The organism is Odoribacter sp. Z80, assembly GCF_009935865.1.
Lineage (GTDB): Bacteria > Bacteroidota > Bacteroidia > Bacteroidales > Marinifilaceae > Odoribacter.
Genome location: NZ_QWEL01000001.1, coordinates 45,017 through 70,283, shown reverse-complemented (window position 1 = coordinate 70,283; position 25,267 = coordinate 45,017). Strand labels below are relative to the sequence as shown.

At 45.2% G+C, this 25,267-nt stretch carries 23 protein-coding genes; 7 read left to right on the top strand and 16 right to left on the bottom strand.

What is annotated here, in order from left to right; genetic code table 11:
- Positions 1 to 55: 55 nt before the first annotated feature.
- The 3 genes from infC to D1136_RS00265 all read right to left on the bottom strand — a co-directional run bounded on the left by infC (position 56) and on the right by D1136_RS00265 (position 3,308).
- Positions 56 to 595, bottom strand: a complete 540-nt coding sequence (gene infC, locus D1136_RS00275) for a translation initiation factor IF-3 (protein ID WP_161875622.1) — start codon at positions 593 to 595, stop codon at positions 56 to 58.
- A gap of 32 nt (positions 596 to 627) precedes the next feature.
- Positions 628 to 2,580: a threonine--tRNA ligase gene (thrS, locus tag D1136_RS00270; protein WP_161875621.1), complete on the bottom strand. Its 1,953-nt coding sequence runs from the start codon at positions 2,578 to 2,580 to the stop codon at positions 628 to 630.
- A gap of 95 nt (positions 2,581 to 2,675) precedes the next feature.
- A complete protein-coding gene (locus tag D1136_RS00265) occupies positions 2,676 to 3,308 on the bottom strand; it encodes a redox-sensing transcriptional repressor Rex (protein WP_161875620.1) in 633 nt (210 codons plus the stop codon).
- 229 nt (positions 3,309 to 3,537) lie between these two features.
- Between D1136_RS00265 and D1136_RS00260 the strand changes: the two genes are divergently transcribed.
- Positions 3,538 to 4,812, top strand: coding sequence for a folylpolyglutamate synthase/dihydrofolate synthase family protein (locus tag D1136_RS00260; protein ID WP_161875619.1), 1,275 nt, complete (start codon positions 3,538 to 3,540; stop codon positions 4,810 to 4,812).
- Positions 4,813 to 4,844: 32 nt separating this feature from the next.
- On the opposite strand, the gene D1136_RS00255 is transcribed toward D1136_RS00260, so the two are convergent.
- From D1136_RS00255 to D1136_RS00245, 3 genes are all read right to left on the bottom strand, one after another.
- Complete coding sequence (locus D1136_RS00255; RefSeq protein ID WP_161875618.1) at positions 4,845 to 5,621, bottom strand: hypothetical protein; 777 nt, start codon at positions 5,619 to 5,621, stop codon at positions 4,845 to 4,847.
- A gap of 248 nt (positions 5,622 to 5,869) precedes the next feature.
- Positions 5,870 to 7,882 carry a urocanate hydratase gene (locus D1136_RS00250; protein WP_161875617.1) on the bottom strand — a complete coding sequence of 671 codons (2,013 nt, stop codon included), beginning with the start codon at positions 7,880 to 7,882 and terminating at the stop codon, positions 5,870 to 5,872.
- A 112-nt stretch (positions 7,883 to 7,994) separates the two neighbouring features.
- On the bottom strand, positions 7,995 to 8,846 hold the full coding sequence (locus tag D1136_RS00245) for a phospholipase A (RefSeq protein WP_161875616.1): 852 nt from the start codon (positions 8,844 to 8,846) through the stop codon (positions 7,995 to 7,997).
- Between the two features lie 124 nt (positions 8,847 to 8,970).
- Between D1136_RS00245 and D1136_RS00240 the strand changes: the two genes are divergently transcribed.
- The 3 genes from D1136_RS00240 to D1136_RS00230 are packed head-to-tail and all read left to right on the top strand — an operon-like array spanning position 8,971 to position 11,134.
- Positions 8,971 to 9,657 (top strand): peroxiredoxin, encoded by a 687-nt coding sequence (locus tag D1136_RS00240; protein ID WP_161875615.1) that lies wholly within the window; start codon positions 8,971 to 8,973, stop codon positions 9,655 to 9,657.
- Between the two features lie 45 nt (positions 9,658 to 9,702).
- Entirely contained in the window at positions 9,703 to 10,104 is a 402-nt protein-coding gene (locus D1136_RS00235; protein ID WP_161875614.1) for a NifB/NifX family molybdenum-iron cluster-binding protein, read from the top strand.
- Positions 10,105 to 10,132: 28 nt separating this feature from the next.
- Positions 10,133 to 11,134: a DUF2027 domain-containing protein gene (locus D1136_RS00230; protein WP_161875613.1), complete on the top strand. Its 1,002-nt coding sequence runs from the start codon at positions 10,133 to 10,135 to the stop codon at positions 11,132 to 11,134.
- Positions 11,135 to 11,242: 108 nt separating this feature from the next.
- Here D1136_RS00230 and trxB read toward each other — a convergent pair whose 3' ends face one another.
- Positions 11,243 to 12,205, bottom strand: coding sequence for a thioredoxin-disulfide reductase (gene trxB / locus D1136_RS00225; RefSeq protein ID WP_161875612.1), 963 nt, complete (start codon positions 12,203 to 12,205; stop codon positions 11,243 to 11,245).
- Between the two features lie 214 nt (positions 12,206 to 12,419).
- Between trxB and D1136_RS00220 the strand changes: the two genes are divergently transcribed.
- Entirely contained in the window at positions 12,420 to 12,824 is a 405-nt protein-coding gene (locus D1136_RS00220; RefSeq protein WP_161875611.1) for a helix-turn-helix transcriptional regulator, read from the top strand.
- A 37-nt stretch (positions 12,825 to 12,861) separates the two neighbouring features.
- Here the strand turns inward: D1136_RS00220 and D1136_RS00215 are convergent, their stop codons facing one another.
- Complete coding sequence (locus D1136_RS00215) at positions 12,862 to 13,392, bottom strand: hypothetical protein (protein WP_161875610.1); 531 nt, start codon at positions 13,390 to 13,392, stop codon at positions 12,862 to 12,864.
- A gap of 126 nt (positions 13,393 to 13,518) precedes the next feature.
- The gene (locus D1136_RS00210) at positions 13,519 to 13,920 is read right to left on the bottom strand and encodes a hypothetical protein (protein ID WP_161875609.1); all 402 of its coding nucleotides are present in this window, start codon (positions 13,918 to 13,920) and stop codon (positions 13,519 to 13,521) included.
- 128 nt (positions 13,921 to 14,048) lie between these two features.
- Between D1136_RS00210 and nhaD the strand changes: the two genes are divergently transcribed.
- The gene (gene nhaD, locus D1136_RS00205) at positions 14,049 to 15,455 is read left to right on the top strand and encodes a sodium:proton antiporter NhaD (RefSeq protein WP_161875608.1); all 1,407 of its coding nucleotides are present in this window, start codon (positions 14,049 to 14,051) and stop codon (positions 15,453 to 15,455) included.
- 62 nt (positions 15,456 to 15,517) lie between these two features.
- A complete protein-coding gene (locus D1136_RS00200) occupies positions 15,518 to 16,708 on the top strand; it encodes an SAM-dependent methyltransferase (protein ID WP_161875607.1) in 1,191 nt (396 codons plus the stop codon).
- 57 nt (positions 16,709 to 16,765) lie between these two features.
- Here D1136_RS00200 and D1136_RS00195 read toward each other — a convergent pair whose 3' ends face one another.
- From D1136_RS00195 to rfbB, 7 genes are all read right to left on the bottom strand, one after another.
- On the bottom strand, positions 16,766 to 18,262 hold the full coding sequence (locus D1136_RS00195) for a radical SAM protein (protein WP_161875606.1): 1,497 nt from the start codon (positions 18,260 to 18,262) through the stop codon (positions 16,766 to 16,768).
- 116 nt (positions 18,263 to 18,378) lie between these two features.
- Positions 18,379 to 19,422, bottom strand: a complete 1,044-nt coding sequence (locus D1136_RS00190; RefSeq protein ID WP_161875605.1) for an AMP-binding protein — start codon at positions 19,420 to 19,422, stop codon at positions 18,379 to 18,381.
- A 7-nt stretch (positions 19,423 to 19,429) separates the two neighbouring features.
- The gene (locus tag D1136_RS00185; RefSeq protein WP_161875604.1) at positions 19,430 to 20,452 is read right to left on the bottom strand and encodes an o-succinylbenzoate synthase; all 1,023 of its coding nucleotides are present in this window, start codon (positions 20,450 to 20,452) and stop codon (positions 19,430 to 19,432) included.
- Between the two features lie 11 nt (positions 20,453 to 20,463).
- Entirely contained in the window at positions 20,464 to 21,282 is an 819-nt protein-coding gene (menB, locus tag D1136_RS00180; RefSeq protein ID WP_161875603.1) for a 1,4-dihydroxy-2-naphthoyl-CoA synthase, read from the bottom strand.
- Between the two features lie 42 nt (positions 21,283 to 21,324).
- Positions 21,325 to 23,037 carry a 2-succinyl-5-enolpyruvyl-6-hydroxy-3-cyclohexene-1-carboxylic-acid synthase gene (gene menD, locus D1136_RS00175; protein ID WP_237566940.1) on the bottom strand — a complete coding sequence of 571 codons (1,713 nt, stop codon included), beginning with the start codon at positions 23,035 to 23,037 and terminating at the stop codon, positions 21,325 to 21,327.
- A 30-nt stretch (positions 23,038 to 23,067) separates the two neighbouring features.
- Positions 23,068 to 24,147: a chorismate-binding protein gene (locus tag D1136_RS00170; RefSeq protein ID WP_161875602.1), complete on the bottom strand. Its 1,080-nt coding sequence runs from the start codon at positions 24,145 to 24,147 to the stop codon at positions 23,068 to 23,070.
- Positions 24,148 to 24,192: 45 nt separating this feature from the next.
- The gene (gene rfbB / locus D1136_RS00165; protein WP_161875601.1) at positions 24,193 to 25,242 is read right to left on the bottom strand and encodes a dTDP-glucose 4,6-dehydratase; all 1,050 of its coding nucleotides are present in this window, start codon (positions 25,240 to 25,242) and stop codon (positions 24,193 to 24,195) included.
- Between the last annotated feature and the right edge of the window lie 25 nt (positions 25,243 to 25,267).

Genomic DNA, 25,267 nt, shown 5'->3' with positions numbered 1-25,267 from the left:
CGTGTTCCGGCAACAACACACCGTTCATCATCAATCAAACATAAAGCCTGAGGCTTTATTTTTTCGGTGCAATCACCACAATCATTTTCTTACCTTCCAACTTCGGAGCGGCTTCCACCTTTCCGCAGTCTTCCAATTCATTAATGAAACGGGATAAAATATCGGCACCCTGGTCTTTGAACAAAATGGAACGGCCCTTAAAAAACACGTATGCCCTGACTTTCGCCCCTTCCTGCAAAAATTCTTTTGCATGCTTCAGTTTGAAATTAAAATCATGGTCGTCGGTCTGAGGCCCGAAACGAATCTCTTTCACTACCACCTTTACGCTTTTCGCTTTGATCTCCTTCTGTTTCTTTTTCAACTGATAAAGAAACTTACTGTAATCTATAATACGGCACACCGGCGGCTCCGCATTCGGGGAAATTTCCACCAAATCCAATCCCGCTTCTTCTGCCATAGCCAAAGCTTCACGCAAAGGATAAACTCCCGTTTCAATGTTTTCACCGACAACCCGCACCTGGGCTGCACGAATTGACTCATTAATTCTATGCTGAGGTTCTTTGTTAACCTGATGTCTTGAGCCTCTGACTTCCATTCTCGTTGCTATAATTAATCCTCCTTTAGTTATTAATAACTGTAAATGGTCTCCAATTGACTATTTACTTCTTCATTTATCTTTTTAATAAATTCCTCAACCGGCATAATCCCCATATCTCCCTGTCCCTGACGGCGCACGGAAACCGTATGGTCTTTCATTTCATTCTCGCCGACAATCAGGAGATAAGGAATCTTTTTCAATTCATTATCCCGGATTTTACGCCCGATTTTTTCATTCCGGTCGTCTAAAACGGTGCGAATATCGGAATTATTTAACAAATCCGAAAGTTTTTGCGCATAATCATTGAATTTTTCACTGATAGGCATGACTACAACCTGGTCCGGAGCCAGCCACAACGGGAACTTTCCTCCGGTATGTTCAATCAATACGGCCACAAAACGTTCCATACTGCCGAACGGAGCCCGGTGAATCATCACCGGACGGTGTTTCACATTGTCCGCACCGGTATATTCCAACTCAAAACGTTCCGGCAGATTATAGTCCACCTGAATCGTTCCCAACTGCCACTTCCGGCCGATAGCGTCCTTCACCATAAAGTCAAGCTTAGGTCCGTAAAAAGCAGCCTCACCCAATTCCACTGTGGTTTGCAGCCCTTTTTCTTCCGCCGCTTCGATAATAGCCCGTTCCGCCTTCTCCCAGTTTTCATCCGTACCGATATACTTTTCTCGGTTATTCGGGTCGCGCAGAGACACCTGGGCGGTGAAATCTTCAAAATCCAACGCCTTAAAAATAGTAAAGATAATATCTATTACTTTCTTGAATTCATCTTTCAACTGGTCCGGAGTACAGAACAAATGAGCATCATCCTGCGTAAATCCGCGCACCCGGGTCAATCCGTGCAACTCCCCGCTCTGCTCATAACGGTATACCGTACCGAATTCCGCAAAGCGTAAAGGAAGATCCTTGTAAGAACGCGGTTTGAATTTATAAATCTCACAGTGATGAGGACAGTTCATCGGTTTCAACATAAACTCCTCGCCTTCCTGAGGAGTGGTAATCACCTGGAAACTGTCTTTTCCGTACTTCTGGAAATGTCCGGAAGTTTTATACAAATTCACATTTCCGATGTGCGGGGTAATCACTTGCTGATAACCGTACTTCTTCTGCACTTTCCGCAGGAAAGCCTCCAGGCGGTCGCGCAACATCGCCCCCTTCGGCAGCCACAATGGCAAACCGGCACCTACAGACTGGGAAAAAGAGAACAATTCCATTTCCTTGCCAATCTTCCGGTGGTCCCGCTGTTTAGCCTCTTCCATCAAAACCAGCCATTCATCCAGCATCTTCTGTTTCGGGAAAGTAATCCCGTATATCCGGGTCAACATCTTATTGTGTTCGTCTCCCCTCCAGTAAGCACCGGCCAGACTGGTAAGTTTGATGGCCTTAATATAGGAAGTGTCCGGTAAATGGGGCCCCCGGCAAAGGTCTGTAAACGACCCTTGACGGTAATAGGTTATCTTGCCGTCTTCCAAATCGTTGATCAACTCCACTTTATAGGTCTCATGTATAGAATCAAAATGAGCCAAAGCCTCTTGCTTGCTGACATTTATCCGGCAAAATTCCTCTTTCTGCCGGGCCAGTTCAAGCATTTTCTTTTCAATGACCTCCAAATCCTTATCCGTCAGGACAACTCCTTCTCCCGGGTCGACATCGTAATAAAATCCGTTTTCAATAGCAGGTCCGATACCAAACTTGGTATTGGGATACAATTGCTGTAAAGCCTCTGCCATCAAATGGGCGGAAGAATGCCAGAATGCATGTTTCCCTTCTTCGTCCTCCCAGGTATGTAATTTTATCTCAGCATCTTCAGTGACAGGCCGTGTCAAATCACGGATTTCTCCATTTACACTGATTGACAACACTTCCTGGGCCAGTCTGGGACTAATTGCCTTGGCAATATCAAGTCCGGTTACACCAGCCTCAAATTCTTTTACACTTCCGTCTGGAAATTTAATCTTTATCATAATATTTAAATTTTACTACGCTACGTACGCAGTTTGTTTCTAATGAAGAACAAAGATAAGTAATAAAACGAAGAACTGAAAATAAGGCACTCTATTTATTCCTGATGGTACAACTTATTAAACAAAATAGCCAGATTCATATAAATTGTCGTGTTCTGAACCACAATGTGCGCCGGCACCTTAATCCGGGCCGGTGTGAAATTCCAGATCGCTTTGATTCCCCAGGCCACCATCAGATCCGCAACGTTTTGTGCATTCTCCGCAGGTACAGTGATAATCCCGATGACAATATTCCGTTCGGCAGCCATCGCCCTGAACTGGTCAATGTGATGAATCCCTATATCATTCACCTTCACTCCTATCTTCGATTTATCCACATCAAAAGCCGCTTCTATCTGCAGGCCAAAAGCCGACAAACCTTTATCCTGCAACAAAGCACACCCTAAGGAACCGGCTCCGACCAGAAAAGCGCTGTCCACCCGGCTGAACCCCAGAAAGTCCTCCAGGACTTTCACAAAACTATCCACCTCATATCCAACCCGCGTTTTTCCGGAAATACCCGTATGGGACAAATCTTTGGTAACCTGGGTCGAATCAATTTCCATATATTCGGCAATGCGGGTCGAAGACACATACTTTTCACCTTGTTTCTGTAAAGTTTTTACAAAAGACAAGTAAGAAGGCATTCGCCTCAGCACCGGTATAGGTACATTATTATCAGATTTCATAAAATATCATCTTCTTTATTTCCTCCCATGAGAATCCACTCCGCAGAAAAAGTTCATTTTCCATGTTCTTCATCTTATAACCCGCAAAAATAATCTTTTTTTCATAGCATCAGAAAAAGATTTTCCAAACTTTTTACTCCGGCGGCAATAAAATTTTCATTTTCCGGCGTCCCTTTTTCATTTGTTTCGTACTTTTGCCCGACACAGGAAAACATAATTCTGCATGCACATGGACTATCAGGAAACCCTTCGCTGGCTATTCGCTCAACTCCCCATGTATCAACGGGAAGGACAAGCCGCTTACAAAGCCAATTTAGACAATACCCTCCTACTGGATAAATACTTCCGACACCCCCACCACCAATTCAAAACCATACATGTGGCAGGGACCAACGGCAAAGGTTCGGTATCCCACATGCTGGCATCCATCCTTCAGGAGGCAGGATATAAAACCGGATTGTATACCTCGCCACATTTAAAAGATTTCCGCGAACGAATCAAAATCAACGGAAAAATGATCAGCGAGCGGTATGTAACGGAATTTATAGAAACCCACCAGCTTGTATTCGCCAGCATCCGCCCCTCTTTCTTTGAAATGACCGTTGCGATGGCTTTCAAATATTTTGCTGACGAAAAAGTGGATATTGCAGTCATTGAAGTCGGATTGGGGGGACGCTTAGACTCCACCAATATCATCACTCCCCTGACCTCCGTGATTACCAATATCTCGTTCGACCATATGGCCCTACTGGGTAATACACTGGAAACAATAGCGGAAGAGAAAGCCGGAATCATAAAACCGGGCATACCGGCAGTGATCGGTACACGCAATCCGGCCTATGATTTTGTATTTGAAAAAAAGGCAGCCCGGTGCAAATCTCCGCTACAATTTGCCAGCGACCACTGGCACCTTGAACCAAACGAAGACGGCAGCTATGATTTACAGCATTCTTCCGGCTGGCAATTCCAAAACCTCTGTTGTGAACTGAAAGGCATTTACCAAAGAAAAAATATTCCGAACGTACTGGAAACCATTCCCTGTCTCAGGCAAAGCGGCCTTTCCCTCTCCGACGAACAAATCCGTCAGGGAATAGCCAAAGTCATTACCAACACCGGTTTGCTGGGGCGTTGGCAGACTTTAAACCAAAGCCCGCTGACCATATGCGACACCGGACACAACATAGACGGAATCTCGGAAATCACCCGGCAATTAAAAACCTGCCATTATAAACGTCTCCACTTTGTCATAGGCATGGTCAGCGACAAAGACATCAGCAGCGTATTGGATATTCTTCCCCGCGAAGCCGTTTATTATTTTTGTAAGGCTTCCATCCCCCGGGCCATGGATGAAAATGCACTTGCCGAAAAAGCGCGGCACACAGGATTAAAAGGATCAACCTATCCCACCGTCGCCGAAGCTTATGCCGCAGCCCGCCGCAATGCAACCTCAGAAGATATGATCTACATCGGAGGCAGCACCTTTGTCGTAGCTGAAGTACTTTAAGGAAATACAAAAGAAACAACCGGGAAGTGAAATCATTTTTTTTCAAATCCCGGCCTTTTAAAAGCCCTGGCTTTCGGAAATTGTTTCTCTATGTCCCGTTTCAACTGTTCCAGGACAACCAAAACCTGACGGATTTCCCGCCGCCATTTTTTCTCGGAAGCATATATTTTTTGCCAGGCTTCAACAGAACGGTCGATAGCCAATAATACCACTTTTACCGAACCGTTATAATTCTCCGCTCCATCCGATAACACCTGTCTTTGATAAACATATAAAGCCCTTTGCATCTTCACCCGCATAAAATGAATATACCAACTGATGACTTCAAAAGCTTCGCTTTTTTCCCGTTCCCGAAGCTTTTCTTCCGGATTGATTCCTAATATTCTCTGCAAATACCTCTCTGCCAAATCCTCATAAATCAGAGTAATCCGAATAATATCCGAATCCTCAGTTTCCTGGTCTTCCTCATCCCCTGTCACCCAAATCTCAAAATCATTTCCCAAAAATTCCCGGTTTATTTTCTCGGCAGCATAAATATCCTCCACTCCTACACCCTGCTCTTCTGCCAATTCGTGCAACACTGCATAAGTAGACTCAAAAACATCCTTCAACCGGGTCCAAAGCCCCTCCCCTTCATGGATGAACTCCTGCTCTAAATGAAATCCGCCCCTCTCCTCCAATTTTTTCCCCATCACATAACTCATGCAGTGTAACCTCTGCTCGCAACGTTCACACCAGTGGTCACAGTAATGGTAGATACCCGGAATAAATCCAATCTCTATATTCTTTTTTATCCTCTTTTTAGACACAACGAAACAATAATTGAATTCATCTGAATTTTCAGACAAAGATAGTCTATATCAATAAAATAAAAAAATTATCTGAAACTTCTGCAAATTATTATAGTTAACGTATATTTCCCTGGCCATCTGAAATTATGTACCTGTTACAAAATAATCATCCGGAAATAATGAAAGAAATATCAACAAAAAGACAAAAAAAAAGTCCGTATACTTTTTCACAAAGCAATACGGACTTTTCCGGTCTGAATTTCAGCTTAGAAATCCAGACTGTCAATCAGTTGGTCATCAGCATAATTGGGCAGGGTCACTTTTAACGCCGGATTGGCTTCCATAGCCCGTTTTATGGCAAATACAGCCCCCGGATTCCTGGCCCAACTACGACGTGCAATTCCGTTATTGACATCCCAGAAAAGCATTCCTTTCAACCGTCGTTCAGCGTCAGCAGAACCGTCCAAAAGCATACCGAATCCACCGTTAATCACTTCCCCCCAACCAACTCCTCCGCCATTGTGCAAGGACACCCAGGTAGCTCCGCGAAAAGCATCTCCGATGACATTCTGTACAGCCATATCTGCCGTAAATTTCGAACCGTCATAAATATTAGAAGTCTCCCGGTAAGGGGAATCCGTCCCCGAAACATCATGATGGTCCCGTCCCAATACAACAGGAGCCGAAATTTCACCCCATTCGATAGCCTTGTTAAAAGCCTCGGCAATCCGCAGACGACCCAACGCATCCGCATATAAAATACGGGCCTGAGACCCCACCACCAGATGATTTTCAGCAGCAGCCTTTATCCACCGGATATTGTCATGCATCTGTTGTTGTATCTCCTCGGGAGAATCGGCAGCCAATTCTTCCAGCACCCGGCAGGCCAAATCATCCGTTTTAGCCAGGTCTTCCGGTTTCCCGCTGGTACATACCCAACGGAACGGACCGAAACCGTAATCAAAACACATCGGCCCCATAATATCCTGAACGTATGACGGATATTTAAAATCACCATTCGGTTTCAATATATCCGCACCCGCACGGGATGACTCCAGCAAGAAAGCATTTCCGTAATCAAAGAAATAGGTACCGAAACGCTCCACACAACGGTTGATAGCAGCTACATGACGGCGCAAGGATTCCTGTACTTTCTGTTTAAACAATTCCGGTTGCTCAGCCATCATCTGTTTGCTTTCTTCAAAACTGAGACCCACCGGATAATATCCCCCGGCCCACGGATTGTGCAAAGAGGTCTGGTCAGAACCCAGCTCCACGACAATGTCTTCCTCTGCCAAACGCTCCCACAAATCCACCACATTTCCCTGATAAGCAATGGAAACCACCTCTTTAGCCGCCTTAGCCTTCCGGACTCGTTCAACCAGAACATCCAGCTCGCCAATCACTTCATCCACCCACCCCTGGGAATAACGCGTCTGAGTGGCTTTCGGATTGATTTCAGCAGTAATGCTGACACATCCCGCAATATTGCCGGCCTTGGGCTGAGCTCCGGACATCCCGCCTAAGCCTGCGGTAACAAACAATTTCCCTGCCAGGCCTTCTCCCCGCTTCGAAATCTTCCTCCCGGCATTCAATACGGTAATAGTCGTGCCGTGTACAATTCCCTGAGGTCCGATATACATATAAGAACCGGCTGTCATTTGACCGTATTGAGAAACTCCCAAAGCATTAAAACGCTCCCAATCATCCGGTTTTGAGTAATTCGGAATAACCATGCCATTGGTCACCACCACCCGGGGAGCATCCTTGTGGGAAGGAAATAATCCCATCGGATGACCGGAATACATCACCAACGTCTGTTCATCTGTCATTTCCGACAAATATTTCATGGTCAGCCGATACTGGGCCCAATTCTGGAAAACCGCTCCGTTTCCTCCGTAAGTAATCAATTCATGCGGATGTTGGGCCACTGCTTTGTCCAGGTTATTGTTAATCATCAGCATAATAGCTGCAGCCTGCAAACTCTTGTGCGGATAATCTTCGATCGGACGGGCGTACATCTCATAATCAGGCCGGAAACGATACATATAAATACGGCCGTATTTTTCCAATTCTTCGGCAAACTCACGAGCCAGGACAGCGTGATGCCGGGGCGCAAAATAGCGTAAAGCGTTCCGGACAGCCAGTTTCTTTTCTTCTGCAGTCAATATATCTTTCCGCTTGGGAGCATGGTTTATCTCCGGATCATACGGTTTCGGTGCAGGCAACTCAGCCGGAATCCCTTCCCGGATAGCTTGTTGAAATTCCTTCAGATTCATAAGGACAAATATTAAAATATCATTTCAATAGTAAACTTTTTTGCCTGCTAATATAATAAATTAAAATGATTATAGGCTAAAATATTTCAATTAATCAAAAAGATATCACCCGTCAAAATATACTTACAGAATGAGGTTTTATCATAAATCCGATGCGTAAATAGCGACAAAAACGATTATACTCGAGCATCCTTTCCCCATAACCGTTATAGAACTGCAAATACAAAAACTGGTTATCTCTCCGAAACAAACGATAGGCTATGCCCAAACGCCAGTTTGCATTCAGATTCCAGCCTCCCCTCTTTATCATCAGGACCGTCCCCTGAAAACGGTTGCGGCGGTTGACATACGTCATCCCCACATGGCCTATGCCGGCATATTGCGTAAGATGAGGATTATAACGGGAAAACATCATAGCAATCCAAGCCTTCACCTGAAAAGAAAAATTCGCATCGGGCATATAAATTCCTGTAAAAGTAAGCCGGTTCCAACTTCTGGACTGAATACTGTCCCGGCCGTTAGACTCATGTTCAAATTGTATCATTCCGATGCCCTCGATCCGGCCTCTCCGGATAAAATTCCGTCCCACCCCCAAGGTCGGATTATAATTCGTCTCAGCAAAAGGCGCCGACTCCCGGTAAATATTCCAAAAAGAAAGTTGAGTGTAAGTCAAAAAGACATACAGCCGGAAAGGCAATAAATTCCGGAACAACCGATGACGTAAACTAATCTGAAACTTAGCATCTGAATTGTATTTGGTGATTTTGCCTCCCTTAAAACTCGTTCCGGTCACCACATAATTATCCTTATAAATAGTAAATGCAGGTATCGTACCCAACGCTTCCATCAAAGAATCCTCCGACTGAACGCCAACCGCATTTTCCGCCTGCCCATTTAACTGTCCCCACAACACACTCCTACATACCAACAAAAACAAACATATCCAAAAATTCTTCCGGACCATAAATCTATTTTGATATTTTTAAATTGTACGGGCCTCCCCCTCCAAGGTTCGCCGGAGAAAGACAAACTTTTTCCTGATTCACCCCGTATTTAATATTAACCTATCACCGTTAATTTAGGAAATGATGAATACCGAAGAAATCAATACCCCGCCTCTCCGCATCGGAGATCAGGCACCCGTTTTCGATGCTGTCACCACCCAGGGAAAGATTCACTTCCCCGTAGACTTCAACGGCCAATGGATCATTCTGTTCAGCCATCCCTCTGACTTCACACCGGTATGTACTTCAGAATTTATCGCTTTCGGAAGTATGGCTAAAGAATTTGAAGCATTAAATTGCCGGTTGATAGGACTTTCAGTAGACGGATTGTATAGTCACATCGCCTGGTTAAGAACCATTAAAGAAAAAATTGAATACAAGGGGATCAAAAATTTAGATATCCGGTTTCCGTTAATTGCCGATTTAAGTGCCGAAATTGCCCAATTATACGGGATGCTGCAACCCGAAGAAAGCACTACCCAGACAGTGAGGGCCGTATACTTTATTGACCCTCAGGGCATCATCCGCGCTATCATTTATTATCCCATGGCATTGGGAAGAAATTTCACCGAACTGAAGCGGGTTCTAATCGGACTGCAAACCATCGACCAATATGGCGTGGCCCTGCCTGCCGACTGGATCCCCGGAGAAGAAGTCATCCTCCCCAACCCTGCCACTTACGACGATGCCGAAAAAAGAATGCAATGCAATACTTCTGACAATCATTGTTCAGACTGGTTTTTCTGCCTGAAAAAATTACCGGAGAAATAATCCTTTACAATTAAATTGTATCTTTGCATCAAAATCCGTTCTACTATGAAAATAGCTATCCCAACCCGCAACCAGTCGGTAGATGACCATTTCGGTCACTGTGAATATTACACCATTTTCACCATCAGCGAAGACAAACAAATCGCAGACAGGGAAACTCAGGCCTCTCCCGAAGGCTGCGGTTGTAAATCAAATATCGCAGGCGTGCTGGAAGAAAAAGGAGTAAGCCTCCTGCTGGCAGGCAACATGGGAGAAGGAGCAAAGAATGTATTGGAAGCCCACCACATCCAGGTTATCAGGGGTTGCAGCGGACCTGTCGAAGCGGTTGTAAAAGATTGGCTCCAGGGAAAAATTAAAGATTCCGGAGAGACCTGCAATCACCACGATGAACAGCACGAATGCAGCGGACACCACCCCCAAAAACCTTTAAGCTTTAAAGTACTCTGACAAAAAGAACATAACTGCCTGCATCTGTATGAATATCCGAATAGGTGATATGGTCAGATTTCTGACCGAAAAATTAGAAGGAAAGGTAACCGCAATCGTGGACCATTCCACCGTAAACGTATATGTGGATGAATACGGATTCGAAATCCCGGCATCCGTCAACGACCTGGTCGTCATCCGTACGGATTTTGAAAAAGCTCCCCTTTCCGGACAGGCAGTGCCCGGTCAAAAAGCAGTGCCTACCGTTTCTTCCGATACAATCTATCTGGCCCTGGTTCCCGATAATTTTCACAATCTGACAGAGTCCCGATATGATTTATACGTTGTCAACGACACGGAACAAACATGTCTGTTCTCCGTATCTTTTTGTAAAGACAATCAATACACCGGAATCCTCGCCGGCAACTGTTCCCCGGATTCCACCTGCCCCATCGGAACCTACTCCCTGAAAGAAATAGATACAAACATCAAAAGCATAAACATTCAGGCCATATTCTTCCGGAAAGGAAAAACAGCCTTAAAAAAAGCCGTTGAGACAGAAATAAAAATTAACCCACCAATGCTTTGCAAATCGGGTTCATATAAACATTCCCGTTGGTTCGAAAAAATTTCAATACTGAAACCACTGGAACAAAAACACCTCATCATAACAGAGGAAATCAACGAAAAGGAACTGGAAGAGGCTATCAAAGAAAAGAAAACAGCGGAAAAACCTGCTCCTTCCCGGAACTCCCGGCCAACCAACAGCAACCTGATAGAAATAGACCTTCACTGCCGGGAATTGCTGGAAACAACTGCGGGAATGGATAATAAAGACATTCTGGAATACCAACTGGAAACTTTCCGCAAAACGATGGAAGAATACAAACTACGCCGCGGACAAAAAATAGTGTTTATTCATGGAAAAGGAGATGGCATTCTAAGGCAAAGAATACAATGGGAACTTCAGACAAAATACAAACGCCATCACCATCAGGATGCTTCTTTCAAGCAATATGGCTACGGCGCAACCCTGGTTACCATAAAATAAAAGCCACCGCTTACAGCACACTACCCATATACAAAAATAACCTCGTTTAAAATCTGAAATTGCGGTTACAACCAGCAGAGAATCCCGGTTGTAACCGCAACATTTAAATTAATTGCTCTCCAGTTCACCAATATAACGTTCTGCATCAATAGCAGCGCGGCAGCCCATACCGGCAGCAGAAATTCCCTGACGATAAACCGGATCCATGATATCACCGGCAGCAAAAATACCAGGCACATTCGTACGCGTTGAAGCACCTTCCGTAAGAATATAACCTTGCTCATCCACATGTACATATTTGCGGAACACCTCAGAATTCGGATGGTGGCCTATCGCCAAAAAGAAACCGTCGATCTTGATGTCCTTTTCAGCTTCATCCGGTTCTCCCTTACGGTACAACAAACGGGCTCCTTCTACTCCCATATCCGACCCGTACAATTCCAGCGTATTATGTTCAAACAACACTTCAATGTTAGAGGTGTTGAACACCCGCTGCTGCATCGCTTTTGAAGCCCGCAGGTAAGGTTTGCGTACAATCAGATAGACCTTACGGCACAAACCGGCCAGATAAGTGGCTTCCTCACAAGCCGTATCACCGCCTCCGACAACAGCAACGTCTTTTCCACGATAGAAGAAACCGTCGCACGTAGCACAGGCACTGACACCCATTCCCCTGAACTTCTCTTCGGAAGGCAAACCCAGGTATTTGGCCGAAGCTCCCGTTGCAATAATCACAGCATCTGCCTCAATCTGCTTCTCCCCGTCAATGGTTAGTTTATGAGAACGACCGGAGAAATCCACATCCGTCACAATGCCAAAACGAATATCTGTACCAAAACGCTCTGCCTGTTTGCGCATATCCTCCATCATCACCGGCCCCGTCACACCTTCCGGATACCCCGGGAAATTTTCTACTTCAGTGGTAGTGGTCAATTGTCCTCCCATCTGGAGTCCTGTATAAAGAACCGGTTTCAGATTAGCCCGGGCCGCATAGATAGCCGCAGTATAACCGGCAGGACCCGAACCCACAATAACACACTTTATCTTTTCTACTGTATTATTTTCTGCCATAACTATTAAATAATATTATTAACTCGATACAAAACTATTAATTTTAATGAGCGCATCCTATCTTTTTTCATATACCGGCGGTTAAAAAAAAGTTAATTTACCGACGGTCATTTTTCCCCTGAACCGACCCAATAAAATATCATAAATTATCCGTATATTTGTGTACAGGCAAAATGGAAAAGATATATTACTTTTGCAACCAAAATGATAAACTATGGAATTAACCCCTGAAATTCAAAAAAGGCTTCTCCACTTCATGAAGCTCAAAAAAGAAACAGGATATACAATTCATCAAAAAACAGGAATTTCTGCCACTACCATAGGCAATTACCTGAATGGAAAAGTAAAAAAGGCAGATAATACCAAAATAAAAGTAATCTGCGAACTCCTGGAGATTAGCCTCGAACAATTATTGATAGAAGGTATTATCAAGGAAATACCTGAAGATAAAGATAAAACGTCTGAAAACAAAGAAAACGGTGAGCTGTATTACCTCAAAGAAATTTTCCGGAAACTGCAAAACAACGACGACCAATATCTTACCTTACGCAAAGACATGGAACTAATCCGTAACGAACTCCGGAAAGTAAAGAAACAAATCGGTACCCTGAAAAAATAAAAACAGCAAGAGGCAAACTTGCCCCTTGCTCAAAACATCACTTTACTGCTCCGACAGAAGCCCGCAAAGCCCGTGCGTCTTCTCCGTAAAAACACATAACAGGCGTAACAGCTTCATAAGTATACGGTATATACTCTGAAATTTGCACGGCAGCAAAATCTCCCTTCGAAGCAATCATAGCCTCCAATTTTACACCGGTGTCCTTTTCACGTTTAAAACGGGACAATTCATCAAATCTCTTCATCTCCATGCAAGTTTGCAAGTCATTGCCGTCGTGAATATCAAAATAAATAGTCAAAGCCTGCAAACGGCTACGGGAAGGACGGTGTAAATAATAACTACGGCTGACAAACAATTTAATAATCCCGCCGAGAAACAAGAAAACAGCCAGAGTAAACAAAAAGGTGGGAACTGCCGAATTAGGGTCATCAAACATTTTTCCGATAATAGCACAAACGATAGCTGCTGACAATATTCCCACCGCTACACCTGAAACGGCTGTTTTTCTTACAACCTCCTGATTACTTGCATCTTGAATATCTTCCTGAAGTTTTTTAAACTTTTCCATAAAACGATTGATTTAATTGTTGAACAAAACAAAGAATAAATCCGGGTCAGATCCGGACACATAAAATTTCTGCTCCGGACGCTTCATCGTCAACCGGAACAAATCTCCAGAAGAGAAATAAAACAATTAAATAATAATCCTTCGCAAAACATAAACATAGTATCCCATCGTCTTCAAATGGGCTGCATACGCCTGCGAAAGCTCAAGAAAAGTTTTTAAGGTAAGATTAAAATTCCGGTACAATCCCGTTTTCACACAAACAGACAGATGATCGAAAAGAAAACCCGCCGGACGATAACGCCTGACTAAATTTGAAGGTACAGAATTTGAAGGTATAGCACAAACTTCGGCAAAACGATTGGCCTCTCTCAATACACCGATGAGCCGGTCTACATCTTGCCTGGCCTCCGAAGCCGGCACTGGTTGGGTATTTTCTGTCCCCTCCGCCGGAGTCAAGTCCTCCCGTACCGTACTCCATCCCCATACGATAATTCCCAACAAGAATATGACTAAAACAATACGTTTCATTGCTCCGGTTTTACCAGGACAAATATAAAACATTCTGCCGGAAAAAAAATCCCTTTTTCCAAAATGAAGACAAACATCCTTTTTCATTTCCCCGTACAACAACAAGTTCAGTATTTACACTCAAAGATATGATTACAGCCATGCTCATTGTGTTTGTCCTCGGCTATCTCTTTATCGCCCTGGAAAACAAAATCCACATCAACAAAACAGCCATAGCCTTAACGCTGGGAATCCTCTTATGGACCCTTTACATATTCTCGGACCCCTCCCAAATCATTGCTGCCGACCCAGCCGCTTTCCGGGCATTCATTGCTGCCCATCCGGACTATGCAGCCCTTCCCCTGCAAACCCAAATCCGGAATTATATTACCAACCTGGAAATCATAGACCAGTTGGGAAATATTTCAGAGATACTGTTTTATTTACTCGGTGCCATGACCATTGTCGAAGTCATTGACAGTTACCACGGTTTTGATGCTATCACCGGCAGAATCACCACCCGAAGCAAAAAGAAACTCCTCTGGCTGATCGGACTGCTCACTTTCTTCATGTCCTCCGTACTGGACAACATGACCTCAGCAATCGTCATGATGTTATTGATACAAAAACTCCTCAGCAATCAGCAGGAACGCTGGATATTCGGAAGTATCATTATCATTGCAGCCAATGCCGGAGGTGCATGGACTCCCATCGGAGATGTCACCACCATCATGCTGTGGATTAATGAAAACATCTCCTCCGGAGGGATTATGAAAAGCATTTTCCTACCCAGCCTTATCGCCCTGGCAATCCCTGTATTCCTAAGTTCGTTGTCCCTACAAGGAAACATCTCCTCCTTACCCTCCTCCGGAAATAACGAATCTTCTGTGGTTCCTGACAAAAAACTGAGGAATCAAATTCTGGTCATCGGATTGCTCTGCTTACTGGCTGTACCGGTTTTTAAATCCGTTACAGCTCTTCCTCCCTTTGCCGGTATAATGCTGACGCTGGGCGTTTTCTGGATTTATACAGACCAACTGAATAACCGGTTACAAGCAAAAAATCCGGGTACGCACTACCGGATAAGCGATATTTTATCCAAAGTAGATTTCTCCACGATCCTGTTTTTTCTGGGCATTCTGATGTCAGTAGCCGCACTGGAAGCAATGGGCATCCTTCATTATTTCGCCTCCTGGCTCAACACCCACCTTCACAATATCTACCTCATCAACTTATTTATCGGTTTACTTTCATCCATCATAGACAACGTTCCTTTGGTTGCCGCAGCGATGGGCATGTATCCTCTTACAACGGAAGCCGTGACTTCCAACCTCCCGAATGCACACTATCTGATGAGTTTTGTTCGGGACGGGGATTTTTGGAATTTGCTTGCCTATTGCGCCGGAACGGGCGGAAGCATCCTGATTATCGGTTCCGCAGCAGGAGTAGTCGTCATGGGACTGGAAAAAATTAATTTTCTCTGGTATCTGAAACACATCACCTGGATAGCCCTGGTCGGTTTTCTGGCAGGCATAGGAGTATATTACCTGATATGAAATAACGGTCATTTGGCATACTCCCGGACTTCCATTATCTTTGCCGTCAAATCTGACAGCCTATGTTTTTGTCCACAGCATTAAAATCATTTATCCGGGAACACTTTAACGACAACCCCGACCGTTTGCTGCTGTCAGCTTCCCGCTTCCCGGAAATAGATATGCCCTGGGCCGTCACACAAATCACAGCCCGCCACCAAATTCAGGACAAATTGCCTTCCTGGTATGCAAAAGAAGATTTGGTATACCCTTCCCGATTGTCTGCGGAACAATGTTCTTCAGAGCAAACCGCACTTTATAAACAACAATTGCTGAAAGGCCGGAGTTTTTGCGACCTCACGGGAGGTTTAGGGGTCGACTGTCACTATTTTGCCCGGAAAGCATCCTCAGCCACCTATGTCGAACGTTTTTCCAACTACTGCGAAGCCGCCAGACATAATTTTGACATTTTAGGGACCTCTCACATCCGGGTCGTCCATGCGGATATCCGGGAAATAGCCGGTACACTGAAAGCCGACACATTCTATATCGACCCGGCCCGGCGACAAAACGACAATAAAAGGGCTTTTGCCCTGACAGATTACGAACCGGATATCTTACAACTAAAACCTCTTTTATTAGAGAATACAAATCGGTTAATCCTGAAAATCTCCCCGATGGCCGATTTGGAAGAAACCCTCAGACTCCTGCCGGAAACCCGGGAAATACATGTTCTCTCGGTTAAAAACGAATGCAAGGAATTGCTTTTCATATTAGAAAATACCCCCCCCTTTCTTCCGGCAGAAGAAGTGAAAATTTTTGCAACAGATTTACGGCCTGACCGAAAGAATCCGGTTTTTACCTTCCACCTGAAAGAAGAAAAAGAAATACCTTGCATAACTACCGGAAAACCGGGTATTTATCTTTACGAACCCCATGCAGCTTTACTCAAAAGCGGTGCTTTTAAATTAGTTGCAGAGCGGTACGGGATTCAAAAACTTCACCGCCACAGCCATCTTTACACCTCCGCCGCTCTTGTCGAAGATTTTCCGGGACGGTGTTTTGAAATTGAAGATATCTGGGAATTTTCAGGGAAATGGCTCAGACAGGCAAACCGGCTGATTCCCCAGGCCAATCTTACCACCCGCAATTTTCCCCTTTCCGTCGCAGACATCCGGAAACGTTCAGGAATAAAAGATGGTGGCAATCTTTATCTGTTTGCCACCACCTTGGCGAATGAACGAAAAGTACTGATTAAAACACATAAAAAATAACCCTGCGCTTGCCCTCCGGAAAGAGGCAGAATCCACGGTATCTTTCAAAAATTCTCATTACAAAGTCAAAGCTTTCTCTTCCTTCTTTAACTTTTCTTCTTCCCGCTCTTTATTCTGGTCAGCCCGTCCGGCCTCTCTGTCTTTCCGTTCTTTTTCAAATTTCTCCGGATTACGCCCGTCACGGTCAGTTACCTCCGGTGTTTTCTCTCCATTCCCAGGTCTGGAATACCAAATATGATCGGCAACCACGGCCCATTTTTCCGCAGTAGAAGTACATTTACCGGTCAGGACACTCACATCTTCCGGCTTGAGCATATCCGTTGAATAAGCACGGGAAGCATGCACAACTTCTTTCAAGCGATGGGGATTATCCAACAAAGGACAAGGCCTCAGATGGTTATCATTGAAAGGCTGCCCCTGTTGATATGCTTTAAATAAAGGAGATCTCAAAGCCTCCAGCAAAGAAACCTGTTTTATGTTCACCGTAGAATAATGAATAAAAGCACAAGGCTCTACATCTCCGTTGGCATTGATATGAAAATAATACCGGCCTCCGGCTATACACCCCCGGACATATTCGCCGTCATTCCAGAAATCCATAGCGAAAATCGGCTTGGTCTTTCTGAACATCCTGACTTGTTCATACATAAATTTCCTTTGTGCCGGAGTCACCATCAAATCAGGCACCGCATCAGTACCTACGGGCATATAGGTGAAATACCAGACAAAAGCAGCCCCTTTATCTATCATAAAATCAAGATAGGAAGAAGAACCCACAACCTCCACATTCTGCCGATGATAACAAGTGGACATTCCAAAAAGCAGGTGCTTGCGTTTCAATATTTCCATGGCTTTCATAACAGCCTGAAAAGTTCCCTTCCCCCGGCGCATATCAGTCTCCTTTTCATACCCCTCGACACTGATGGCAGGAGCAAAATTACCCACACGAAGCATTTCATCCGCAAAAGCCTCATCTATCAATGTGCCATTGGTAAAAGCCAGGAAATAACATTCCGGATGTTTCTCACACAAACGGATAATATCTTTTTTCCTGACTAAAGGTTCTCCGCCGGAGAAAATATACATGTAAATACCCAGTTCCCGGCCTTCCGTGATGATTCGGTCCAAGGTATCAAAATCCATCGACATCTGATGCCCGTATTCAGCAGCCCAACATCCCGTACATTTCAGGTTACAAGCCGAAGTCGGGTCCATCAGAATGGTCCAGGGGACATTCACCCCGTATTTCTTGGAAGTCACCTTTATAGCACTGTTACCAATCAGGGCCGCATTACAAATCAAATTTTCAAATACTTTTTTCCTGACGTGCGGGTCCCATTCGGTATAAGCTTTTTTTACCAAGCGGGTCCAGTTGTTCTCCGGGTCCTCCAGACACTTCTCCAATTCATTCCAGGATTCGCCGTAAGTTCCGTCTATATCTATTTTCCGAATGAGCTTCAAGGCTTTTGAAGCATTGGCCTCCGGATCTCTCTCTACGTACTTCAATAATTGCTTAATAGCAAAAGTCTGCATCCGATTTTTAAAAGTTCTCATATTCCTCTGTTTGGTTTATGACCTTAATAACGGCAAAGCAGAGGATAAGTTTCGGAAACACCCTTATATTGAATACAAATGAATGAATAAACTGTATATAAATACCTAAATAAACGTCAGATAATTTTACGAATAATCTTACCGGAAAATGTTTCCCGGAAATGCGGCAGATACAGGATTTCCTTCGGCATCTCGTAAGCCACGAGAAATAATTTTAGTTTTTTCATCAACAATGATTCATCCTCCTGCGGCTTACCCTCAATCACAAGAACGATGCGCTCTCCCAAACGCTCATCCGGTAAAGAAGTAATGAAATAACGACAAGAAAAACAAGAGGCGATTTTTCCTTCAATCACCTCCGGAAAAAATTTAATACCACCGGAATTAATGACATGGTCATAACGGCCCAACCACCGAAAATGCCGCTCATCTTTCAATTCCACCATATCATTGGTGACAAACTTCCGGCCCGTCAAATGAGGTGCATGAATGACAAGGCAACCGCGACAATCCGATGAAAAACTGACTTCCCCAAGAGCATCGTACTCACTCCGGCCGTCCATCCGGCGCAAAGCAACATGAGAAACAGTTTCGGTCATACCATAAGTGGCATAACAATGCACAGGCAATAGCTGCAATTGTTGCTCCAAATGGGAAGAAACCGGTGCTCCGCCAATCAGCAATTGCCTGACACGGATAAATTCTTTCTTTTCTTCAGCAACCTTCAGTGTCTCCTCCGCCTGTAAAGGTACCATGGCAGCCAGATCTATCTTTTTCTCCGCTCCCCCGGCCAAGTAAAATCCGGAATTTCTCAACTCCCTTAACGGATGGGAGCTTACCTGCACACACCATAATTCCGCCCCCGCTTCCAAAGCCCGCACCACCATCATCTTTCCGGCAATATAAGAAACAGATAAACACAACAAAAGTACAGAAGCCTGCCCTATTCCGAAAAACTCATTGGTTATTTGGGCAGAAGCCTGCATATCCTCTTTTCTTAAACAAATTTCCTTAGGTACACCGGTCGAGCCCGAAGTATGACCCGCTACATCAGGCTGTTCATTGGTCCATTCGTACAGAAAATCCCGTAAAGCAACATCTTCCACCTGATGTAACTGTTCAGGAATCACAACTTCCTTTCCGTTTAAACGCAGTACCATAGCAAACTCAGAAACTATTTTTTTCCATTCTCAACTGACAGCCCACCTGAACCAAAGGAGACGGCAAATTGTTGGTGAACAACTGCCCTGTTCCCAATCCCTGCGGCATATCTGTTCCCAAAGTAGCTGTCCATTGCGCCAATGCATTTAATCCTATATTCGATTCCAATGCCGAAGTCACCCACCATCCCGTCTGATATTCACCGGCCAGTCGAATCCATTCCTCAGCCCCCGAGAACCCTCCGCATAAAGCTGGTTTCAGGACAATATAATGAGGTCGGACAGTTTCCAGCAACAAACGTTTCCGGTCCGCAAAATCCACTCCTATCAACTCTTCGTCCAAGGCAATCGGAACCTCTGTCTTCCGGCACAGCCCGGCCATTATCTCCCATTGCCCCTGACGTACCGGCTGTTCCACAGAATGCAATTCAAAACGGGCTAAAGCCCCCAGTTTTGCCAACGCCTCCGAAGGCGCAAACGCTCCGTTGGCATCAACCCTCAACTCCACCTCATCCCGGCTAAAACTCTGTCGGATATACTTCAACAGAGACAATTCAGCATCAAAATCAATAGCCCCTATTTTCAATTTTATACAACGAAAACCGGTAGTCAGCTTCTCCTGTATACGCCGCAACATCGTACTCCGGTCTCCCATCCAGATAAGACCGTTGATTTCAATCGCCTGTTCCCCCTCCGTAAAAGGAGATGGGTAATAGAGATGAAGTCCCCCGTTTATCAAATCACGCATAGCCATCTCCACACCAAAACGGATTGAACTCCATTCCCTTAAATCGGATGAAGTCACATCGCCGATATGCCAACACACCTCCCGCAACTTTTCTTCATACCCGGGCCGGTCATCAGCACTTAATCCCCGGAAAAGGGCACACTCCCCCAACCCGCAAACCCGGGGCTGACACTCTTCCCATATCCGAATAAAGTAAGTTTCCTTATCGGTTAAAATCCCACGGGAAGTTCCGGAAGGTTCCTTAAAGTGTAAACAATATTTTTGCCAGGAGGCTCTAAGCATAACAGAAACAATTACGGAAACTTCGGAAATTGCTCAAAATCCGGATCCCGTTTCTCCAGAAAAGCATTTTTCCCCTCCTGAGCCTCAGCCATCAAGTAATACATCAAAGTAGCATCCCCGGCAAACTCCATCAAACCGTGCTGTCCGTCCAATTCAGCATTCAATGCCCGCTTAATCATCCGGATAGCCATCGGACTGCGTTTCATAATCGTCTTACACCAATCCACGGTCTCATCCTCCAATTGTTCCAATGGCACCACTTTATTTACCATTCCCATTTCTTCCGCTTCTTTTGCGGTATATTGCCGGCAAAGGAACCAGATTTCCCGGGCCTTTTTCTGTCCGACACAACGGGCAAGGTAGGAAGAACCGAAACCTCCGTCAAAACTGCCCACTTTGGGGCCGGTCTGTCCGAACCGGGCATTTTCAGAAGCAATAGTCAGGTCACAAATAACATGTAACACATGCCCGCCACCTATGGCATAACCATTCACCATCGCTATCACAGGTTTAGGCAAAGAGCGAATTGCTTTATGCAAATCCAGAACATTCAGACGTGGAACCCCATCTTCATCCACATAGCCGCCAACACCTTTCACATGCTGGTCTCCACCGGAACAAAAAGCCTTATCCCCGGCTCCGGTCAGTACCACCACGCCTATATCATTCCGTTCACGACAAATATGCATCGCATCCAACATTTCCTTATTCGTTTGCGGACGAAAAGCATTATACACCTGGGGCCGGTTAATCGTGATTTTTGCAATACCTTCGAAAAAACCGAACTCGATATCTTCGTATTCTTTAATTGTTTTCCATTCTCTTCCCATATCGTTTATCATTTGTAAATATACACAATCTTCATATCACATTTATCCATGCTGCAATTTCCCGAAATATGCTCTCAACATCTCAGCATTCTCACGCCCGGGAGTTTCTACAGCCAGAATTGCCGGCAACTCCGTCTCTGCAAAAAATTCAGGCAATACCTTCCCTAAGGTGTCCCCATCCGATGCATAAAAATAACGGAAATGATGCAAGCGGGCAAAACCTTCCACATCCACCTTTTGCGTCATCTCAAAACACTCTTCCAGCTCTTCCAATCCCGAAGGCCCGGGAATAAAGCGAAAAATTCCACCCCCGCCGTTCTTCATCACAATAATCTTTAAACGCGCAGGAATATACGGATTCCACAAGGCATTGGAATCATAAAGGAAACTCATATCCCCCGTCACCAGCAAAGTCATTCCCGCATTCACTACCGATGCACCAACCGCCGTGGAAGTAGAACCGTCAATTCCGCTGGTTCCCCGGTTACTGTCTACCCGCACCACCCGGGAACAGGTAAACAACTGGGCATAGCGAACGGGAGTACTGTTAGCCAGTTGCAAAGCCGTACCTGCAGGAATAGCAGGCCATATCAGGGAAAAAGCTTTCCAGTCACACCATCCTGCCAACCGGGCAAACTCTTCATGACGAAAAGCAGCCACCTCCTTCTTCTGCTTCCAGCGAAGAGCATAATCACTCTCCCTCCCTTTCACCCGCTCACCCAAAGCAGAAAAAAAATCAGCAGCTTCCAAATGTATATGAGAAGTCAATGCCTTAAAAGTATCAGCCGGACACTCGCTGCAATCTACACTCCAATGTTCTGCAGGCTTATATTGACGCAAAAAAGCTTTCACATATCTGGAAATCAAAGGTCCACCGAAAGTAATCAACAAATCCGGAGCCAAATCCGCCTTTTCTTCTTCCTGGACCGTTGCCAACACCCTGTCAATAGTCGCAATATGCCGGCCACTTCCCAAATTGGCAGGACTCTCAGATAAAACCACCACCTGATCCAAAGCAGCCAACTTATCCAAACTCTCTTTCAAACGGCAATCAGGCAAGTGAAGACCCGCAAGGACCATAACCTTCCGGCAGGCCTGAAAACGCTCCGTAATAGAATCCCACGTTTCAGAAGCCAGAGTCGGAGCCGATTCCAAAAATTCTACTGACCGCACCGTTTCTTCCGGATAAATACGTTGCCCGTACAAAGGCTCACGTAAAGGGACATTGATATGCACCGGCCCCCGCCGGCCCTTCAAAGCACAGTTTATAGCCTCATTTATCAAACGATTCGCATACCAACGCTCCTCCTCTCCCCGGAGTTCCGCAGGTACCTGCCAGGAATCCTTTACAATATTGGCAAACACCCCATTCTGACGTATAGTCTGACTATCATCCTGGTCAACCCACTCCTGAGGCCGGTCGGCCGTAATCACAATCAAAGGCAAACGCTGGTAATAAGCTTCGGCAATAGCAGGACCATAATTCAACGGGGCAGTACCGGAAGTACAAGCTATCGCCACCGCCTCCCCCGACTGCTGCGCCATTCCCAAAGCCATAAACGCGGCACTCCGCTCATCCAATACAACATAATGCCTTATCCTTTTATCCCTGGCAAAAGCCATAATCAAAGGAGCATTACGTGACCCCGGAGAAAGCACCACTCTTTTTACTCCTTTCTTCACCAATAACTCTACCAATATATAAATTCCCTCTTTATCAGAAGTATAGCCAGCCATATTCCTTCCTGAATCCATCTTACAAACAAAACAAAATTAAAAGTTCATTTAAACATCAGCGAGGATGTCCAGCAAGGTCCGGGATTTCAATTCCGTCTCCTCCCATTCCTTACGAGGCTCCGATAAAACGGTTATACCTCCCCCGACATATAAAGATACCGCCTGAGGAAAAATTTCCATACACCGGAGATTTACAAACCAATGAAACTCGTCAGTATTTCCAACCGGCCCGAGATATCCGGCATAATACCTGCGGTTATACCTTTCTGTCTGTTCCAGGTATTGTAAAGCTTGACGGACAGGAAAACCGCCTACCGCCGGCGTCGGATGCAGTCGCTTCCTGATGCAGTCGGCATCCTCCCGGGATAAGTGCCCGGCATGAAAAAAAGCGGTACATAAATGTTCTATCTTTCCGGCCTTCCTGGTAAAAGGACCCTTCACGTCCCACTTTCCAAACCCATCCAGCAGGTCCCCGATATAACGACTGACAATCTGCTGCTCTTCCGTCTCTTTCTCACCCCATGCGCCCCCTGTACCACAGGCACGGGTACCGGCCAAAGCCATCGTTTCCATTCCTTTTGCACCCTGCCGGAGAAAGATTTCCGGAGAAGCCCCCATCCATGCCATCACTCCCGGAACGGATACCAAGAACACAAAAGCCTCCGGATAACGGCCGGCCAATCTCTCAAACCATACAGGTGCCAAACGAAGTGCTTCGGCCTCCACCTGTATACTCCGCGATAATACCATTTTAGAAACCTCACCTCGTTTTAAAATATCAATCACAGCGGTCACCTGACGATAGTACTCCGCCTGACTGACTCCGGGCAAAGGCCCCTTATTCCACACTGCTCCCCTCCGGTGTTGCTTCAACAAATCGGCTGCATGCGGTATCCTGCACTCATCGACAAAAGCCAAATCCCGACGTATAAACAAGGCAGGATCCCGGGGCGACTCCCGGAAAGGAACAATGACAAATCCCTCCTCCTGTCCCCTCATCTCCTTGAATTCTGCAACTTCTCCCTGCAATTGGGCTCCCCAATGTACCTCCCTCATTCCGGGCAAACGGTAAGAGTAGAAAGGTATATTTCTCTGCAAACACAAAGTCTGAGCTTCGGCAATATTCATTTCAACCGTAAATCTTATAAAAACAGCCGGGCATATCCTGCCCTTTTATTTATACATCATTTCATAATATTTCTGATACTCTCCGCTGGTCACTTTATCCAACCATTCCGGATTGTCAAGATACCACCTCACGGTTTTTTCTATCCCCTCCTCAAATTGCAAAGAAGGCTCCCACCCCAATTCATTCTTCAATTTGGTGGAATCTATCGCATAACGCAAATCATGTCCGGCACGGTCCGGTACATAAGTAATCAAACCCAGGGAAGCTCCTTCCGGACGCCCCAACAAACGGTCGGTAACCTCTACCAAGATCCGGATTAAATCAATATTCCTCCATTCATTAAAACCTCCGATATTATAAGTCTCACCGTTCTTTCCTGCATGAAAAATCAAATCAATAGCCCGCACATGGTCCTCCACAAAAAGCCAGTCCCGCACATTCTCACCCTTCCCATATACCGGCAACGGCTTATTATGACGGATGTTATTGATAAACAACGGGATTAACTTTTCCGGAAATTGATAAGCTCCGTAATTATTCGAACAATTGGAAATTTTTACCGGTAATCCGTACGTATCATGATAAGCCCTGACAAAATGGTCTGCAGCAGCCTTGGAAGCAGAATAAGGTGAATGCGGACTATATTTGGTCATCTCCGTAAACAATCCCTCACCCGGTTCTAAAGCCCCATACACCTCATCGGTAGAAACATGATAAAACAACTTTCCTTCCCATTTTCCTTCCCAGGCCAACCTGGCCGCCTGCAACAAAGACAAAGTCCCCATGACATTGGTCTGTGCAAAAGCAAAGGGTTCCTTAATAGAACGGTCCACATGGCTTTCTGCTGCCAGGTGAATCACTCCCTCTACCTCATATTTTGAAAACAGGCTCTGCACAACCGGAAAATCACAAATATCTGCCTTTTCAAACACATAATTCGGCATTTCCTCAATATCCCTTAAATTCTCCAGATTCCCGGCATAAGTCAATTTATCCAAATTAATAATCCGGTATTCCGGGTATTTACAAACCATGAACCGGACCAAATGAGAACCGATAAAGCCGGCCCCTCCGGTAATTAAAATATTCTTCATATCCAACTAAAAGAAAATCATCCAT